At 66.7% G+C, this 16,111-nt stretch carries 15 protein-coding genes and 1 pseudogene; 9 read left to right on the top strand and 7 right to left on the bottom strand.

Annotation, left to right across the window (positions count from 1 at the left end; all coding sequences use genetic code 11):
- The first annotated feature begins 1 nt into the window (after position 1).
- Positions 2 to 1,573 carry an MFS transporter gene (locus FPZ24_RS14075; protein WP_240047489.1) on the top strand — a complete coding sequence of 524 codons (1,572 nt, stop codon included), beginning with the start codon at positions 2 to 4 and terminating at the stop codon, positions 1,571 to 1,573.
- Positions 1,574 to 1,599: 26 nt separating this feature from the next.
- Here the strand turns inward: FPZ24_RS14075 and FPZ24_RS14070 are convergent, their stop codons facing one another.
- Both FPZ24_RS14070 and FPZ24_RS14065 read right to left on the bottom strand, forming a co-directional pair.
- A complete protein-coding gene (locus FPZ24_RS14070; RefSeq protein ID WP_146573000.1) occupies positions 1,600 to 1,848 on the bottom strand; it encodes a hypothetical protein in 249 nt (82 codons plus the stop codon).
- Positions 1,849 to 1,999: 151 nt separating this feature from the next.
- Positions 2,000 to 3,329, bottom strand: a pseudogene (locus tag FPZ24_RS14065) (cystathionine gamma-synthase family protein).
- Positions 3,330 to 3,450: 121 nt separating this feature from the next.
- Here FPZ24_RS14065 and FPZ24_RS14060 point away from each other — a divergent pair.
- Positions 3,451 to 4,458: a glycosyltransferase family 2 protein gene (locus FPZ24_RS14060; protein WP_146572996.1), complete on the top strand. Its 1,008-nt coding sequence runs from the start codon at positions 3,451 to 3,453 to the stop codon at positions 4,456 to 4,458.
- On the opposite strand, the gene pgeF is transcribed toward FPZ24_RS14060, so the two are convergent.
- Genes pgeF through lgt form a run of 4 tightly spaced genes read right to left on the bottom strand, consistent with a single transcriptional unit; the run spans position 4,455 to position 7,654 of the window.
- Entirely contained in the window at positions 4,455 to 5,222 is a 768-nt protein-coding gene (pgeF, locus tag FPZ24_RS14055) for a peptidoglycan editing factor PgeF (protein WP_146572994.1), read from the bottom strand. The genes FPZ24_RS14060 and pgeF overlap by 4 nt on opposite strands.
- Positions 5,219 to 5,728, bottom strand: a complete 510-nt coding sequence (locus FPZ24_RS14050) for a GNAT family N-acetyltransferase (RefSeq protein ID WP_146572992.1) — start codon at positions 5,726 to 5,728, stop codon at positions 5,219 to 5,221. Before FPZ24_RS14050 ends, pgeF begins: the two co-directional genes overlap by 4 nt.
- Positions 5,725 to 6,726: a class I SAM-dependent methyltransferase gene (locus FPZ24_RS14045; protein WP_146574568.1), complete on the bottom strand. Its 1,002-nt coding sequence runs from the start codon at positions 6,724 to 6,726 to the stop codon at positions 5,725 to 5,727. Before FPZ24_RS14045 ends, FPZ24_RS14050 begins: the two co-directional genes overlap by 4 nt.
- A gap of 46 nt (positions 6,727 to 6,772) precedes the next feature.
- The gene (gene lgt / locus FPZ24_RS14040) at positions 6,773 to 7,654 is read right to left on the bottom strand and encodes a prolipoprotein diacylglyceryl transferase (protein ID WP_146572990.1); all 882 of its coding nucleotides are present in this window, start codon (positions 7,652 to 7,654) and stop codon (positions 6,773 to 6,775) included.
- Positions 7,655 to 7,719: 65 nt separating this feature from the next.
- Between lgt and FPZ24_RS14035 the strand changes: the two genes are divergently transcribed.
- The 6 genes from FPZ24_RS14035 (at position 7,720) to FPZ24_RS14010 (ending at position 14,328) form a co-directional block, all read left to right on the top strand.
- Positions 7,720 to 9,399 carry a class I adenylate-forming enzyme family protein gene (locus FPZ24_RS14035; protein ID WP_186728878.1) on the top strand — a complete coding sequence of 560 codons (1,680 nt, stop codon included), beginning with the start codon at positions 7,720 to 7,722 and terminating at the stop codon, positions 9,397 to 9,399.
- Positions 9,400 to 9,516: 117 nt separating this feature from the next.
- Positions 9,517 to 11,766 carry a xanthine dehydrogenase family protein molybdopterin-binding subunit gene (locus FPZ24_RS14030; protein WP_186728876.1) on the top strand — a complete coding sequence of 750 codons (2,250 nt, stop codon included), beginning with the start codon at positions 9,517 to 9,519 and terminating at the stop codon, positions 11,764 to 11,766.
- A gap of 88 nt (positions 11,767 to 11,854) precedes the next feature.
- Positions 11,855 to 12,904, top strand: a complete 1,050-nt coding sequence (gene hemH / locus FPZ24_RS14025; RefSeq protein WP_146572988.1) for a ferrochelatase — start codon at positions 11,855 to 11,857, stop codon at positions 12,902 to 12,904.
- A 49-nt stretch (positions 12,905 to 12,953) separates the two neighbouring features.
- Positions 12,954 to 13,676: an acetoacetyl-CoA reductase gene (phbB, locus tag FPZ24_RS14020; protein WP_146572986.1), complete on the top strand. Its 723-nt coding sequence runs from the start codon at positions 12,954 to 12,956 to the stop codon at positions 13,674 to 13,676.
- Positions 13,677 to 13,903: 227 nt separating this feature from the next.
- Positions 13,904 to 14,140 carry a response regulator gene (locus tag FPZ24_RS14015; RefSeq protein WP_146572984.1) on the top strand — a complete coding sequence of 79 codons (237 nt, stop codon included), beginning with the start codon at positions 13,904 to 13,906 and terminating at the stop codon, positions 14,138 to 14,140.
- A complete protein-coding gene (locus FPZ24_RS14010) occupies positions 14,140 to 14,328 on the top strand; it encodes a response regulator transcription factor (protein WP_186728874.1) in 189 nt (62 codons plus the stop codon). The genes FPZ24_RS14015 and FPZ24_RS14010 overlap by 1 nt, the downstream gene beginning before the upstream one ends.
- A 212-nt stretch (positions 14,329 to 14,540) precedes the next feature.
- Here the strand turns inward: FPZ24_RS14010 and FPZ24_RS14005 are convergent, their stop codons facing one another.
- Positions 14,541 to 14,924, bottom strand: a complete 384-nt coding sequence (locus FPZ24_RS14005) for a glycine zipper 2TM domain-containing protein (RefSeq protein ID WP_146572980.1) — start codon at positions 14,922 to 14,924, stop codon at positions 14,541 to 14,543.
- 160 nt (positions 14,925 to 15,084) lie between these two features.
- Here FPZ24_RS14005 and FPZ24_RS14000 point away from each other — a divergent pair, with 160 nt between their 5' ends.
- Complete coding sequence (locus FPZ24_RS14000; protein ID WP_240047488.1) at positions 15,085 to 16,059, top strand: esterase-like activity of phytase family protein; 975 nt, start codon at positions 15,085 to 15,087, stop codon at positions 16,057 to 16,059.
- Positions 16,060 to 16,111: the final 52 nt, after the last annotated feature.

Genomic DNA, 16,111 nt, shown 5'->3' with positions numbered 1-16,111 from the left:
CGTGGCGCGGGGGCTCAGTTCGACGCTCAGCGACCGTCAGGCGATCTGGGCGTTCGCGCTTGGCTGCATCGCCGTCACGATCGGCGTCATGATGCACCTGCCCATGTTCCTGATGGGGCGGATGATGCATTTCCGCCTCGCCGGTATGGCGATGGGCTGGGACATGGTCGCCGGCATGGGGTTGATCATCGCCGGGGTCGGGATCGCCGCTTATGGCTTGCTCCCCCGTAACCTAGCCGATCAGCGCGCAGCCGCGGAGACGATCGAGATTTCGGCGCCCGAGGATGCCGCGCTCGGCTGGCCGCACTGGCGGCTGATGCTGGTGCTGGTCGTCGCGCTGATCATCGACGTGATGAAACCGGCTTCGCTCGGCTTTACGATTCCCGGCATGGTCGGCGAATATGCGGTGTCGAAGGCGACCGCGTCGCTGGTGCCGTTCGCGGCGCTGATCGGTACGGTCACGGGATCGGTATTGTGGGGTGTGATCGCCGATATCTACGGGCGAAAGGCGTCGATCCTGTTGTCGGCGGTGATGTTCGTCGGCACGTCGATCTGCGGCGCGATGCCCAGCCTCGCCTGGAACATCGGCATGTGCTTCATGATGGGCGCGGCGGCCGGCGGGATGCTGCCGGTGACCTATGCGCTGCTCGCGGAAATGATGCCCAACCGCCACCGTGGCTGGAGCTTGGTGTTGGTCGGTGGACTGGGCGCGGTCGGCGGCTATTTCGCGGCGAGCGGGCTGTCGGCGCTGCTCCAGCCCGTGTTCGGATGGCGCATCCTGTGGCTGCTCAACCTGCCCACCGGGCTGACGCTCGTTCTGTTGGGCGGGTTCATCCCGGAATCGGCCAAGTTCCTGCTCGCGCGGGGTCGCGACGCCGAGGCGCGTGCGGTGATGGCGCGCTTCGGAGCGACCGCCGTTCGCCACGACGCCCCGCCGCCGCTCCCCGCCGGAACGGTGAGCCACGCACTGACCGGGGCGAAGCTGATCGGTAAACTCGCCGCGCTGTCGACCGCTGCGATTGCCTGGGGTCTGGTCAATTTCGGGTTGCTGCTGTGGCTTCCCGCCGATCTGGTCGCGAAGGGTTATTCGATGGCGGTGTCGAGCAAATTGCTCGCCGAATCCGCGCTAATCGCGTTCCCGACGGTGTTCGTGTGTGCGTTGATGTATAGCCGCTGGAGCACCAAATGGTCGCTCGTCACGATGATCGGCGTCACGTTCCTGGGCCTTGTCGGCGTGTTGCGGCTCGAATTCGCGGGCGTCGGAAGCCCCGTCTTGCCCGTCGCTCTGCTGATCGTCGGGTCGAACGGGATCATCGCGATCCTGCTGCCCTATGCCGCCGAAAGCTTCCCCTTGCGCGTCCGTGGCCGTGCCACGGGCTGGGTCGCGGCGTGCACCAAGGCTGGCGGGGTCGGAGCGCAAGCGCTGAGCATCACCGCGCTGGTCCCGTCCATGGGCGTCGTGGCGGGCCTGATCATGGTGCCGACGATCGCCGCGCTCGGCCTGTGCGCCTGGTTCGGACGTGAGACGCGAGGTCGCGATTTGCGGCTGCTCGACGAAGGGGTGGCCGGCTGACTCTCGGTGCCAGCCGGCCGGCGGCGTCAATTGCGGGTGATCTTCAGCCCCATTCCCGCCCAAGCCACTGCGGTGTGGCATTCGGTCTTGTACATCGTGATGCCGAGCCGGTCGGCTTCGTCGGCCGTCAGCGGCTTCAGGCAATAATGACCGCGGTCGGCAAGATAGGTGATCTGATAGCCCTTCGCCGGACTTGCTACGGCAGGTCCGCCCGCCATCACCATCACCATGATCGCCAATACCGCCATCAGGCTAAGATACCCCAATATCCTCATTTGACTTCCTCCTCGTGTGCCCCGGCCAGTGCCGGTCGAGAAGGGCTATGCAGTTAGTGTGCCAGTTGAATAATACACCTGAAGCGGGGAAGCGACCGGGATTTCGCGCCAGATACCGAGCAAAAATCTCGCCGAGTGTTGGTGCGATGGCCTAAATCGCGTCGAGCGCTGCGGCGAAGTCGGCAATCAGATCGTCGGCATCCTCGACCCCGATCGAAATACGTACGAGGTTGTCGGTGATGCCGAGCGCCTGCTTGCGCTCGTCGGGGACGGAAAGATGCGTCATCGCGGCCGGGGCGGAGGCCAGCGTCTCGGTGCCGCCCAGGCTGACCGCGAGCTTGGCGATCTTGAGCGTATCGAGGAACTTGAACGCTTCCGCCTCGCCGCCCTTCAGATAGAGCGAGAAGGTGCTGCCGGCGCCGGTGCAATGGCGGCGATAGATGTCGGCCTGGCGCGCGTCGCCCTGTTGCTCGAGGAAGCCGAGATAGCCGACCTTCTCGACCTTCGGATGATCGTTCAGAAACTTGCAGACCTTGGCGGCATTTTCGCCCGCGCGGGTCATGCGCAGTTCCAGCGTTTCCAGGCTTCGCAGCAGCATCCAGGCGGTGTGCGGGTCGCAGATCGTGCCGATCGTGTTGCGCATCATCCGGATAGTGTTGATGTGCGCCTTCGACCCCAACACGCCGCCGGCGACGAGATCGCTGTGTCCGCCGGCATATTTGGTGAGGCTGTAGACGACCAAGTCGGCGCCCTGCTTGAGCGGTTGCGCCCAAACGGGACCGAGGAAGGTGTTGTCGATCGCGATCGGCGGCTTGTCGGCGCGGTCGGCGAAGATCGCGTCGCGGCTGGCGGCGACCGCCTCGACATCGACCAGCGCGTTGGTCGGGTTGGCCGGGCTCTCGAGATAGATGAGCGCGACGTTGCCGGTGTCCGCGCCCTTCTTCATGGCGGCATCGATTTCCGCGCGGGTCGAGCCGGCCGGGAAGTCGACCCAATTGACCCCGAACTTGCCGAGGATGCGCGCGATCAGCGTTTCGGTCGCGGCGTAGAGCGGTCCCGAATGAACGATCGTGTCACCCGGCTTGACCATCGCCAGGAACAGCGTGGCGATCGCCGACATGCCCGACGAAAAGGCGAGCGCGTCCTCGGCGCTTTCCCAGATGCCCAGGCGATCCTCGAGGATTTCCTGGTTTGGGCCGTTGAACCGCGAATAGACCAGCCCATCGGCACCGCCCGGGCGCTTGCCCGTCACGCCCTCAAAATGCCGCTTGCCCGCCGCAGCGTTGGGGAAAACGAAGGTCGAGGTCAGGAAGATCGGCGGCTTGAGCGAGCCTTCCGACAGCATCGGATCGTAGCCGTGGCCCATCATCATCGTCGACGGCTTGAGCTTGCGCCCGCCGATCGAGATCGACATGGGCCTTGGGCGCTTTCGCCTCGACGCCGGTCAGGTCGGCTTCGGTTCCGGTGGGCTGGTTGGGCATCGTTATCTCCTTGGGCGCCTGAACGCATAGAAGCAAAAAGGTTGCAAGTGAAACGACTCGAAGCGTTCCTTGGGCACTATGGTTAACGCGATTTTCACCACGATGATGCAAGCCCGGAGCGATGACCGGTCGCCGTCCCTCGCTCGCCGTCGTGCTGATCGTCCGCAATGAAGCACGCTGCATTGCGCGGTGTCTGGATAGTGTCCGACCGTGGGTCGATCGGATCGTGATGCTGGATACCGGATCGACCGACGACACGATCGCGATCGCGCAGGGGTGCGGGGCGGAAGTGCATGAAATGATCTGGCCCGACAGCTTCGCCGAAGCGCGCAACGCCGCGTTGCTGTTGGCGGATGCCGACTGGAATCTGGTCGTCGACGCCGACGAATGGATCGAGAGCGGCGGCGAATGTCTACGCGACTGGTGTGGGGGTTCCGCGCGGCTCGGGCGCGTGACCATCGCCAGCGATGGCGCCGCGGGCAACGTCACGCGCAACCGCATCACGCGCTTGCTGCCGCGCGGCGTCCGGTTCGTCGGTCGGGTGCACGAACAGGTCGAGTCCGACTTGCCGCGTGTGCATGTGGATCTGACGATCGGCCATGACGGCTATGCCGAGGCACAACTCGCGCGGAAATACGACCGCAATCGACCGCTGCTGCTCGCCGAACTAAGCGACGCGCCCGACGATCCATATCTCCACTATCAGCTCGGCAAGGACGCGCAGATGCGCGGCGACGAACGCGCGGCGAGCGTGCATTTCGCGACCGCGCTGACGCTGAGCCCGGTCGAAGCGAACTGGCGGCATGAATTGGTGGTCGCTCAGCTCCATGCGCTGGCGAAGAGCGGGCAGCTCGACGAAGCGATCGAGTTTGCCGAGGAGCATCGCCAGACGTGGGCGCGGTCGCCCGACTTCCACTTCGTACTCGGCGATGTGCTGCTCGACTGCGCGATAGCCGATCCGGCGAACGCGGTCGGGCATTGGCTGCCGCACGCTTGTGCGTCGTGGGAGCGATGCCTGGCGATCGGCGAGCGGCCCGACCTCGAAGGGTCGGTGCCGGGCCGGGGCAGCCATCTGGCGCGGCACAATCTCGACCTCGTCCGCGCGCAACTCGCGATGCTGGCCGCCTAGCCAGGCAACCCGATCAGCGAGATCTGGCGGCCGTAATCGGGTTCGCCGCGATGGGTCGAGCGCCGGAAGCTGTAGAAGCGGTCCGCGTCGGCATAGGTGTCCAGTCCCGTCGCTTCTACCGTACGAACGCCAGCGTCGGCGAGGCGGTGCGCGACATAGGCCTCCAGATCGAACTGCGCGTGGCCGTCGCGACCCGCGGCGAAGAAGCGTTCGTTGGCGGGGTCGTGCTGTTCGAAGCGATGCTGGAACGCGGCATCGACCTCGTAGCTGGCGCGCGAGATGCACGGGCCGATCGCGGCGTGGATGCGGTCGCGCCGTGCGCCCATTGCTTCCATCGCAAGAATAGTCGCGTCGGTGACCCCGCGGATCGCGCCCTTCCACCCGGCATGCGCCGCACCGACCACACCGGCCTCCCTGTCGGCCAGCAGCACCGGTGCGCAATCGGCGGTCAGAATGCCGAGCAGATAGCCGGGCCGGTTGGTCACCAATGCATCGGCATGCGGCCGGGCGCCATCTTCCCACGGCTTGATCATCGTGACGCAATCGGCCGAATGGACCTGGTAGAGCGTCATCAGCGTCGCGTCGGGCAACACGGCGGCGATCGCGCGACGGCGGTTCTCGGCCAGGTCGGGGCCGATCTCGATCTGGCCGCGCCGACCCATATCGAGTCCCGCCATCAGCCCGGTCGATACCCCGCCGCGGCGCCCGAGAAAGCCGTGCGCGACCCCGTCGAGCACCCGCGCCCGATTGACCTCGACGCTCATAATGTCAGCTGCATCAGTCGGTCGTCGTCGGGCTGGTCGCCGACCATGAACGTGTATTTCCCGATCTCGACGAACCCGTAGCGCTCGTAGAAGCGCCGCGCGCGGTGATTGTCGATATAGACCGACAGAATCACGTCCTTGGCGTCGCGGTTGCGTGCAGTGCCGAGCGCCCAGTCCATCAGCACCGGCGCGATGCCCTCGCCCTGCCACGGGCCGAGGACGTAGAGTTGGTGGAGCTCGATCGTGGTTTCCGGCCACTCGCCGGGGAAGACGACCGGGCCGACCTTGCAGAAGCCGATGATCGCGCCGTCGTCGGTGGCGACGCGGACGGTGTACGCGGGATCGCTCACGTGCGAGGGCAGTCCCGTCGTGCCGAACGCAGCGTCGAGGAACGTGGCAAGGTCTTCCTGGCGATAGAGGTTGCCGAACGTCTCGGTGAAACAGCGCCGCGCGACTTGCGCGAGTTCGGGGCCGTCGGCGGGCTTGGCGTCGCGATAGTCGATCATATGAACCCCGCAGGCTCGGGCCAGCTTGGCGCGGTCCACGCCATCGCCTTGAACAAGTCGCCCATCTGGTCGGCATCGCACAGTCGCGCGCGATCGGCGGCGAGTGCGTCGGCGCGGTCGGGGGAGGTGCGGGCGAGCGCGGCGGCGCGCGGTTCGATGCCGAGCGCCGACAGGAACACGCCCTGGCCGATCGGACCGGTGACGCGCACGCCCTCGACCGCCGCCGCGGCGCCCAACGTCGCGAAATCCACATGCGCGGTAAGGTCGCGGTTGCCGGGATCCTCGAACGGATTGGCGAACGCATGCCCGCTCATCGCTTGCAGCGTGTCGCCGATCGCCGGACCTTCATAGCCGTAGTCGATGACGAGCGCGGCGCCGCCCTGACGGGCCAGCCTCTGCGCCAGCGCGCGGGCAATCGCGACCGACGCGGGGGAGGTCTCGATGACCGATCCAGAGTCGGCGTCGCGCAGATGCTCGGGGATGACCGTGTCGGGCACTTGCTTGCCGGCGATCGGCAGGAACAGGACGTCCTGGCACGCGACCATCCGCTCGCGCCAGCCGTCGCCCCCGCGCACCAATTGGCGGATCGGCAATGCGTCGAAGAATTCGTTGGCGACGACGATCAGCGGGCGATCGTCGGGCAGGGTGGCGACGTCGTCGTGCCACATCGCATCGGGCACCGCCGCCTTCTGGCGCTGGCGCAGCGCCGCGCTGGTTTCGACGAAATGGACCGACGGGGTCAGGCCAACGGTCGCCATCGCCCGCAAGGCATCGGCGGTCAGCGTGCCGCGCCCCGGGCCGAACTCGACCCAGGCGACGGGCGGCGATCCAGCGCGTTGCCACAGGTCTGCCGCCCACAACCCGATCAACTCGCCGAACATCTGGCTGATCTCCGGCGCGGTCGTGAAGTCGCCCGCCGATCCCAGCGGGTCGCGGCTGCCATAATATTCGGCGTTGGCGGCGGCGATATATTGCGACAGCGGGATCGGCCCCGCCATCGTGATCGCGCGCGCCAGACGGTCGGGCAAGGACCCGTCGCTCACCTCACGCGACCGCTTCGTCTCCCGCGATCGGCGTCACGCGGTCGCGGCGGGTCTTGGCGGTCCAGATCAAATAGAGCCCGCCCAGCACCATCGGGATGCACAGCAACTGCCCCATATGCAGCCCCGCAACGCCGAGGATCGGACTGTCGGCATATTGGCTGTCGGGCTCGCGGAAGAATTCCACGATGTAGCGGAACAGGCCGTAGAACAGGATGAACAGCCCGACGAGCTTGCCCGGCTGGTAGCGCGCCTTGGTCTTCCAGAAGGCGAACCACAGGATCGCGAACAGGACGACGCCTTCGAGGCCCGCTTCGTAGAGCTGGCTCGGATGCCGCGCGACATCCTTTGGCGTGCCGTGGAAGATGACCGCCCAGGGCAGGTTGGGATCGGCGGGCTTGCCCCACAATTCGCCGTTCACGAAATTGGCGAGCCGGCCGAACAGCAATCCGAACGGCGCGCAACACGCGACGTAATCGTGGATGCGCAGCCAATCGAGCTTATGCCGCCGCGCGAACAGGATGATCCCCAGCGTCGTGCCGATGACGCCGCCGTGGAACGACATGCCGCCTTCCCACAGCATAAAGAATTTGACCGATAGGAACAGCGACGGATCGTAGAACAGCACGTAACCGATTCGCCCGCCCAGGATGATTCCGAGCGTCGCGTAGAACACCAGATCCTCGGCATGGCGGCTCGCCATCGGCGCGCCCGGCGCCTTGAGCAGGCGCATCAGGTACATCCAGCCGACGACGATCCCGGCGATGTACGCGATCGAATACCATTTGATGTCGAACAAATCGCGCCCGAACAAATGGATATGCAACAGCACCTTCGACAGATGCAGGTCGTTGAAATCGATCGCGGTCAGTGCGTGCAGGATCAAGGCTTTTCCCCGGGGTTTCGCGCCTCCATAAGGGTGTCGGGCAGTAAGACCAAGTGGAGAGAGCGATGCCGAGCGTGCTCGACGGGCGGATGGATGCGGGGATCGGCAAGCTGATCGGCGATGGCGGTCCGATGGGGCTGACCGAGGTGACGGTCGGCGGTCGCACCTACCCGATGATCGCCGCGGCGCCGCCGAGTCTGGCGCACTACTTCGCGCACTATTGCGCCGAGCATCAGGACGCGACGTTCCTGGTGTCGGGCGACGAGCGGCTGACGTTCGGCGAGGTCCATGCCGAGGCGGTGCGCGTGGCGAAGGCGCTGGTCGCGGGCGGGCTGGCGCGCGGCGACCGCGTGGGAATCGCGATGCGCAATTCGCCGTCCTGGATCGCGCTTTATATGGGCACGCTGATCGCGGGCGGGGTTGCGGTGCTGCTCAACGGCTGGTGGCAGTCGGAAGAGTTCGCCGGCGCGCTGACCGAGGTCGAATGCAGCATCGTGTTTGCCGACCCGCCGCGCGTGAAGCGACTGACCGAGGTCGATGGGCTGACGGCGCGCGTCGTGGTGATCGACGATCTCCAGCCGCTGGCGCAGGCGCTCGCATCGGTGGCGTCGGACGCCGATGCCGATTTGCCCGAGCTCGGCCCCGATGATCTCGCGACCATCCTGTTCACCTCGGGCTCGACGGGCCAGTCGAAGGGCGCGCTCAGCGATCATCGCGCGGTGCTGCAGGCGATTCTCAACTATCTCGCGCAGGCGCTGGTGATGCTCGGCCTCGCGACCGAGGACGGCAAGCCGCCGGAGGGGCAGCCCTCGACCCTGCTCAACGTGCCCTTGTTTCACGTCACCGCCGAAGTGCCGGTGATGCTGCAATCGTTCGCGATGGGGCGCAAACTCGTGCTGATGCCCAAATGGGACGCGACCGAGGCGATGCGGCTGATCGAGTTGGAACGGATCAGCTATTTCGTCGGCGTGCCACTGATGAGCTTCGAGATCCTGACGCATCCCGACCGCGCCAAGTACGACCTGTCGTCGGTGACCGATTTCGCCGCGGGCGGCGCGCCGCGCCCGGTCGATCACGTGCGGCGGATCAACGAGGAGATGGGCGGCGGCGCGCCGCTGATCGGGTACGGCCTGACCGAAACCAACGGTGTCGGCTGCGGCAATTGGCGCGACAATTACCTCGCCAAGCCGAATTCGACCGGACGCGCGTCGCTGCCGCTGGTCGACCTCGCGATCCTCGACAATGCGGGGAACAAGGTGCCGCAGGGCGAGCGCGGCGAAATCGCGATCCGCTCGATCTGCAACTTCCGCGAATATTGGCACCGGCCCGATGCGACCGCCGCGGCGTTCAGCAAGGACGGCTACTTCCTGACCGGCGACATCGGCTATCTCGACGCGGACGGCTATCTGTTCATCGTCGACCGCAAGAAGGACATCATCATTCGCGGCGGCGAGAATATCAGCTGTCAGGAGGTCGAGGCCGCGATCTACGAACATCCGCTCGTCGCCGAGACCGCGGTGTTCGGACTGGCCGACGAGCGGTTCGGCGAAGTGCCGGGCGCGGTGGTGCATTTCCATCCCGGCGACGATTGCACCGAAGGCGAGCTGCAGGATTTCCTCCGTCATCATATCGCGGCGTTCAAGGTGCCGGCGCGGATCTGGATCGCGCGCGACCCGCTGCCCCGGCTCGGGACCGAGAAGATCGACAAGGTCGGGCTCAGGGCGAAATATCGGGCGATGGCCTAGTCGTCACCCCGGCCTTGTGCCGGGGTCTGCCCTGCAACAGGCGGTATCGTTCGTGGTGATGCGGACCCCGGCACAAGGCCGGGGTGACGGATGGGAAGTGGCACGGTAGGGATTCACATGGCCGACGCCGCCCAGCCCGTATCGAAGCCGATGCTCACCCGCCGCAACCTCCTGATCGGCGGCGGCGCGGGCGTGGGGTTGGTCGTCGCGTGGGCGGTGTGGCCGCGGCACTATGCGGCGAACCTGACCGCCGCGAAGGGCGAGCACATCTTCAACGCCTGGCTCAAGATCGGTGAGGACGGGCATATCGCGGTCGCGGTGCCGCAGGCCGAGCATGGGCAGGGCGTGTGGACGACCTTGCCACAGATCGTCGCCGACGAACTGGGCGCGGACTGGCGGACCATCGCGGTCGAGCCGGCACCGCTCAACCAGCTCTACGCCAACCCGATGGCGGCGTCCGAACTGTTCGAAGGCGCGTTCGATCGGTTGCCGCAGGGCCTGCGCGACGGCCATGTCACGTCGAGCGCGCTGATGCTGACCGCGGGATCGACGTCGATCCGCCAGTTCGAAGGCGACCTGCGCGAGGCCGGCGCGGCGGCGCGCGTGTTGCTGCAAATGGCCGCCGCGAAGCGCTGGGGCCTGGACTGGCGATCGTGCGGCACGGCGGGCGGGTTCGTCGTGCACGGCAAGGACAAGCTCCGCTTCGGCGAATTGGCGGCAGAGGCGGCCGGCGGCAGTGTTCCCGATCCGGTACCGCTGCGCGGCGGCGAGACCGGGCGGCTGACCGGACAGTCGCTGCCCAGGCTCGACAGCCCGGCGAAGGTGGACGGATCGGTGAATTTCGCCGGTGACGTTCGGTTGCCGGGCATGGTGTTCGCGGCGGTCCGCGCGGCGCCTGCGCCCGACGCGACGCTGCTCGATTGCGATACCAAGGCTGCGGAGAAGATCCGTGGTGTCGTGGCGATCGTCAGGAAAGAGCGCTGGGTCGCGGCGATCGCGTCCGATTGGTGGGCGGCGGATCGTGCGATCGCGGCGGTGCGCCCGCGCTTCCGTATCCCCGGCACGCCGGGATCGACCACCACCATCCGCCGCGCGCTCGATACCGCGTTGAAGGGGCCAGGCGTCCGCATGGTGTCGGCGGGGGATGTCGGTGCGGCGTTCAAGGGCGTAAGCGTCGTGACCGCGACGTATCGCGCCGACCCCGCGCTCCACGCGCCGGTCGAAACGCGCGCGGCGACCGCGGCGTGGACCGACGGCAGCGTCGAAGTCTGGGCGCCGACGCTCGCACCCAGTCTGGTCCGCGCGGCGGTGGCGGCAGCGACGGGGGTCGCGGACGGCGCGGTCGTGATCCACCCCATGCCGATCGGCGGCGGGTTCGGGATCAACCTGGAACACGACGCCGCGGTCCAGGCAGCAATGCTCGCCCGCGATCTCAAGCGTCCGGTCCAGGTGATGTGGTCGCGGGCCGAGGACATCCAGCAGGACCGCCCGCGCGCGCCGGCACTCGCACGGATGGCGGGGCGGATCGACAATCAGGGGCGGATCACCGGCCTGCTGACGAAGATCGCCGCACCGGCGACCGGGCGCGAGCTTGCGCATCGTTTGCTCGCCGACGACCACACCGCCTTGGCGGCGCTGTCGCTGGCGAGCGGCCGGGACGGTTATGCGATGGCGGGCGCGACGCCCTTCTATCAAATCCCGTCCTACGCGGTCGATTTCCACGAGGCAGATATCGACTTGCCGACCGGGCATTGGCGGTCGGGCGCCCACAGCTACACCTGCTTCTTCACCGAATGCTTCATCGACGAACTCGCGCATATCGCCGGCACCGAGGCGATGTCGTTCCGCATCGGCATGCTGGGCGGCGATGCACGGCTGGCGCGGTGTCTGACGACCGCCGCGGCGCTGGGCGGCTGGGAAGGCGGCGTGACGGGCAGCGGGCAGGGCCTAGCCTGCCATAGTTTTCGCGGCAGCCATATCGCGGTGTTCGCGGAGGCGCATATCGACGAGGACCAATCGATCGGGGTCGACCGCATCGTCGCGGTGGCCGATTGCGGACGGACGATCAACCCGGACGTCGTCAAACAGAACATCGAAGGCGGACTGGTGTTCGGCATGGCGGCGGCGCTGGGCGGGTCCACCAAGTACAAAGGCGGCTGGGCGGAGAGCCTGGGGCTGGGCGGTCTCGACTTGCCGCGCCTCGCCGACGTTCCGGATATCACCGTCGAGCTGATCCCGAGCGAGGCCGATCCCGGTGGCGTCAGCGAACTCGCCGTCCCGCCGGTCGCCCCGGCCATCGCCAACGCACTGCAATCGGCGACGGGGTTCCGCATCCGCAGCCTGCCGTTAAAGGTGGGGGAAGCGTGAGCCTCTTCCACCGTCGTCACCCTGAACTTGTTTCAGGGTCCATGCGAGCCGCGACAAATGAGCGACGCGCTTGGGGTCAGCATTGCACATGGATGCTGAAACAAGTTCAGCATGGCGGTGTGAGCGTATCGTGAGGTTGCCCCCCCACCACCCCCCAATCCCGCCGCGCAAGATCGGGGTGCTGCTGGTCAATCTCGGTACCCCCGACGATGCCAGCCCCAAAGCGGTGCAGCGCTATCTCGCCGAATTCCTGTCCGACAAGCGCGTGGTTGAGATCCCGTCCTTGCTGTGGCAGCCGATCTTGCGCGGGATCGTGCTCACCACGCGACCGAAGAAGTCGGCGCACGCTTATCGCTTAGTCTGGCGCGACGACGGCTCGCCGCTCGCCGCGATCACGCGCGCGCAGGCGGCGGCGTTGAAGCATGCGTTCGGACCGGACGTCGTCGTGGATTGGGCGATGCGCTACGGCAAGCCGGCGATCGCGGACCGGCTCGCGGCGATGCAGTCGGCGGGATGCGACCGCATCCTGATCGCGCCGCTCTACCCGCAATATTGCGCCGCGACGACCGCGACCGCCAACGACAAGGCGTTCGCCGCGCTGGCCGGGATGCGCTGGCAACCGGCGGTGCGGACCTTGCCGCCCTATCACGACGATCCGGCCTATATCGAGGCGCTGGCGTCGTCGGTACGGGCGTCGCTGGCCGCTTTGGACTTCGAACCGCAAGCGCTGATCGCGAGTTTTCACGGCATGCCGCAACGCACGCTTGAGCTCGGCGATCCATATCATTGCCATTGCCAGAAGACCGCGCGCCTCCTCGGCGCGGCGCTCGGAAAAGACACGATCGTTACATTTCAATCACGCTTCGGCCGCGCGAAATGGCTCGAGCCGGCCACCGACAAAACGCTCGCCGCGTTGCCGGAGCAAGGGATCAAACGCGTCGCGGTCGTCGCGCCGGGCTTTTCCGCCGATTGCCTGGAGACGCTCGAGGAACTCGACATTCGCGGGCGCGAGACGTTCCGCGCGGCGGGCGGCACCGACTTCGCCTACCTCCCCTGCCTCAACGACAGCGCCGACAGCATCACGATGCTGACGACAATCATGTCGCGGGAACTTGCCGGGTGGACGGGCGCTCAATAGCGTAACGACCAACGACTCGCGAACCGCGAGCGAAACTAGGAGAGAAGACATGGCACGCGTTGCGATCGTGACCGGCGGCACCCGCGGCATCGGCGAGGCGATCAGCCTCGCGCTCAAGGATATGGGGATGACCGTCGTCGCCAATTATGCCGGCAATGACGAGCGTGCCAAGGCCTTCACCGACCGCACCGGGATCAAGACCGTCAAGTTCGACGTCGGCAATTACGACGACGCGCAGGCGGGTGTGCAGAAGGTCGCGGACGAGGTCGGCGCGGTCGATGTGCTGGTCAACAATGCCGGCATCACGCGCGATGGCACTTTGCTGAAGATGGACAAGGCGGCGTGGAACGAGGTGATCGACACCAATCTCGGCGGCTGCTTCACGATGGCCAAGGCGGTGTTCCCGGGCATGAAGGAGCGCGGCTGGGGTCGGATCGTCAATATCGGGTCGATCAACGGCCAGGCCGGTCAGTACGGCCAGGTAAATTACGCCGCCGCGAAGTCGGGCATCCACGGCTTCACCAAGGCGCTGGCGCAGGAAGGCGCGCGGTTCGGCATTACGGTCAATGCGATCGCACCGGGCTATATCGACACCGACATGGTGGCGGCGGTGCCGGCCGACGTGCTGGCGAAGATCGTCGCCAAAATCCCGGTCGGGCGGCTCGGCCAGGCGAGCGAAATCGCGCGCGCCGTCGGGTTCCTGGTGGCGGAAGATGCCGGCTTCGTGACCGGATCGACACTGAGCATCAACGGCGGGCAACATATGTACTGACGGGCGCAGGCGCGGAAGCCAGCTTCCGCGCCGGTCGCGCAAGCGCCCGACACGGCCGGCGGGTCGGCGCCAAGCCGAACCCGGCCGACGGCTTCGTCGTCGGCTGCTGCCGGACCTAGCGCACGCTCGCCAACCTTATCCCCAAAACCGATTGTTCACCACGTTGTCGCGGAGCACCCGCGCACGGCGCGCGTTCAGTCGGCGCATCGTAGCAAAGGAGAGCTTTTGTGGCCAAGATCGTGATCGTCGACGACGACGATGTGGTGATCGACCTGATTACTCCGGTGCTCGAACAGGCCGAGCACGAGGTGATCCCGATCCGCCACGGCGACGATGCCGTTGCGGGAATTTTGGACAACAAGGCCGATCTGGTCATCCTGGACCAGATGCTGCCCGGGCGATCGGGCATGCATATCCTGGCGGACTCCGCGACCATGCCGAGATCGCCAACCTGCCGATCATGATGCTGACCAGCAAAGCCAGTCACTTGCACATCGACCTCGCCGACAAAGGCGGCGCGGACGATTATGTGACGAAGCCGTTCGACGTCGCGAGTATTCCCGACCGGGTCGCGGCATTGCTGCGCGGGGCGGGCATAGCGCGGGCGGCGCTGGAGGGCGCTGCGGCGGGGGATGCAATCGAAGACGACTGAACGAGCGCCCTCGGCCGGATCGGCTGGCGCCGTCCGCCGGCCGTGCGAGCCGCCGGCTCGCATAACAAGAGACCGGCCCCTTTCGGGACCGGTCTCCGCCCTCAAACGCTACGCGAGGGACTATCTCTCCCGATAAGCGACCCGGGAGAAACCTTGGGAGGGAGTGCCGGCTGCGGCGCCCGTTGATTTAGACGGAACCGAGCCGGCGAACCTCAGCGGCGGCAGTAACCGGGCTGCCCCGACTTCGCGACTTCGCGACCGGCCAAAGCACCGCCCGCACCGCCGATCACCGTGCCAAGCAACCGGTCGCCACGGCCGGCAACGACGTTGCCGAGCAGGCCGCCGGCGATCGCGCCGATGATCGTGCCGCGGTCGGTCTTGCACTCGCGCGGCGTGCGATAGTTGCGGTAGTTCTGGTCGTAGCCGCGATACGTGCGGCCGTTGTCGTAATAGCGGTTGTTGTAACCGCCGCGGTCATAGCCGTTGTCGCGATAGCCGCGATCGTAGCGGCTTTGCGCCATGGCGGGCGCGGCGGGAATAACCGCGGTGGCGGTCATCACGAGCGCGGCGCCGACGAGGCTCAGTTTCTTCAACATGGATCGTCTCCTTACCGTCTCTCAAAAACACTCGGCGGCGATCGCCGTCGATGGAGAGCTTCTGCCCGATTCGCTTTGAGTGGATGCTGAATGCATCCGTTATCCGCCGTTAAGCCTGTTGGGCCTCGCGCTGGCGGGCGACGCCGCTATGAGGGCGGCGATGCGATGGCTGCGCCTGTTCCTGATACTCCTAATCGTGACGCAGCTGACCGCGAGCTGGCGCGACCAGCGGCCGATCCTGGGCCGGGACGCCGATATCGTCGCCCGCCCGGTCTCGCTCGACGCCGACGATCCGGCCAAGCGCCGCGTCGGTGCGCTGACTTTTTTGGGCGGGGTGAGCCTGACGAGCCGTGACGACGCATTTGGCGGGTTTTCGTCGCTGAGCGTCGCCGGCGACCGCTTCACGTTGCTGAGCGACTATGGCGATATCGTGCGGTTCCGGATGGACGCGCAATTCCGCGTCGGCGAACCCGCGTTCGGCGATCTCCCCGCGGGGCCCGGCATCGGCTGGGAGAAGCGCGAGCGCGACAGCGAATCGATGACGGTCGATCCGGCGAGCGGGCAGGTGTGGGTCGGGTTCGAACGCGCCAACGCGATCTGGCGTTACGGACCGGGGCTGACGCTGCCGGCTGATCAAGCGGCGCCGAAGGCGATGGCGCGTTGGGAGAGGAATGGCGGCGCCGAATCGCTGGTCCGGCTGCGCGACGGCCGCTTTCTAGTAATCGCCGAAACCGACCGGCAGGACCGGCCGGTGCGCGATTTGCTGCTGTTCCCCGGCGATCCGGTGACGCAGCCGGACAGCGCCATGCTCGCGTCGTATCGCCCGCCCGACGGCTACGACCCCAGCGACGCGACCGAATTGCCCGACGGGCGGATCCTGGTGCTCAACCGCCGGTTTGCGCTGCCGTTTCGCTGGAGCGCCGTACTGACGGTCATCGACGTACACGGCATCAAGCCCGGCCAAATCTTCACTGGCCGCGAGATCGCGCGATTCGACGCGCCGCTGACGGTCGATAATTACGAAGGGTTGGCGATCACGCGCGAGGGCGAAGCGACGATCCTGTGGATGGTCAGCGACGACAACCAGTTCTTCCTTCAACGCACGTTGCTGATGAAGTTCAGGCTGGACTTGTAGCCCGGACGCGAAAAGCCCGCCCTTCCGGATCGGAAAGGCGGGCCTTCAAGCT

This window comes from Sphingomonas panacisoli (assembly GCF_007859635.1).
Lineage (GTDB): Bacteria > Pseudomonadota > Alphaproteobacteria > Sphingomonadales > Sphingomonadaceae > Sphingomonas > Sphingomonas panacisoli.
The sequence above is the reverse complement of the archived record's forward strand: the minus strand, read 5'-3'. Positions and strand labels throughout refer to the sequence as shown.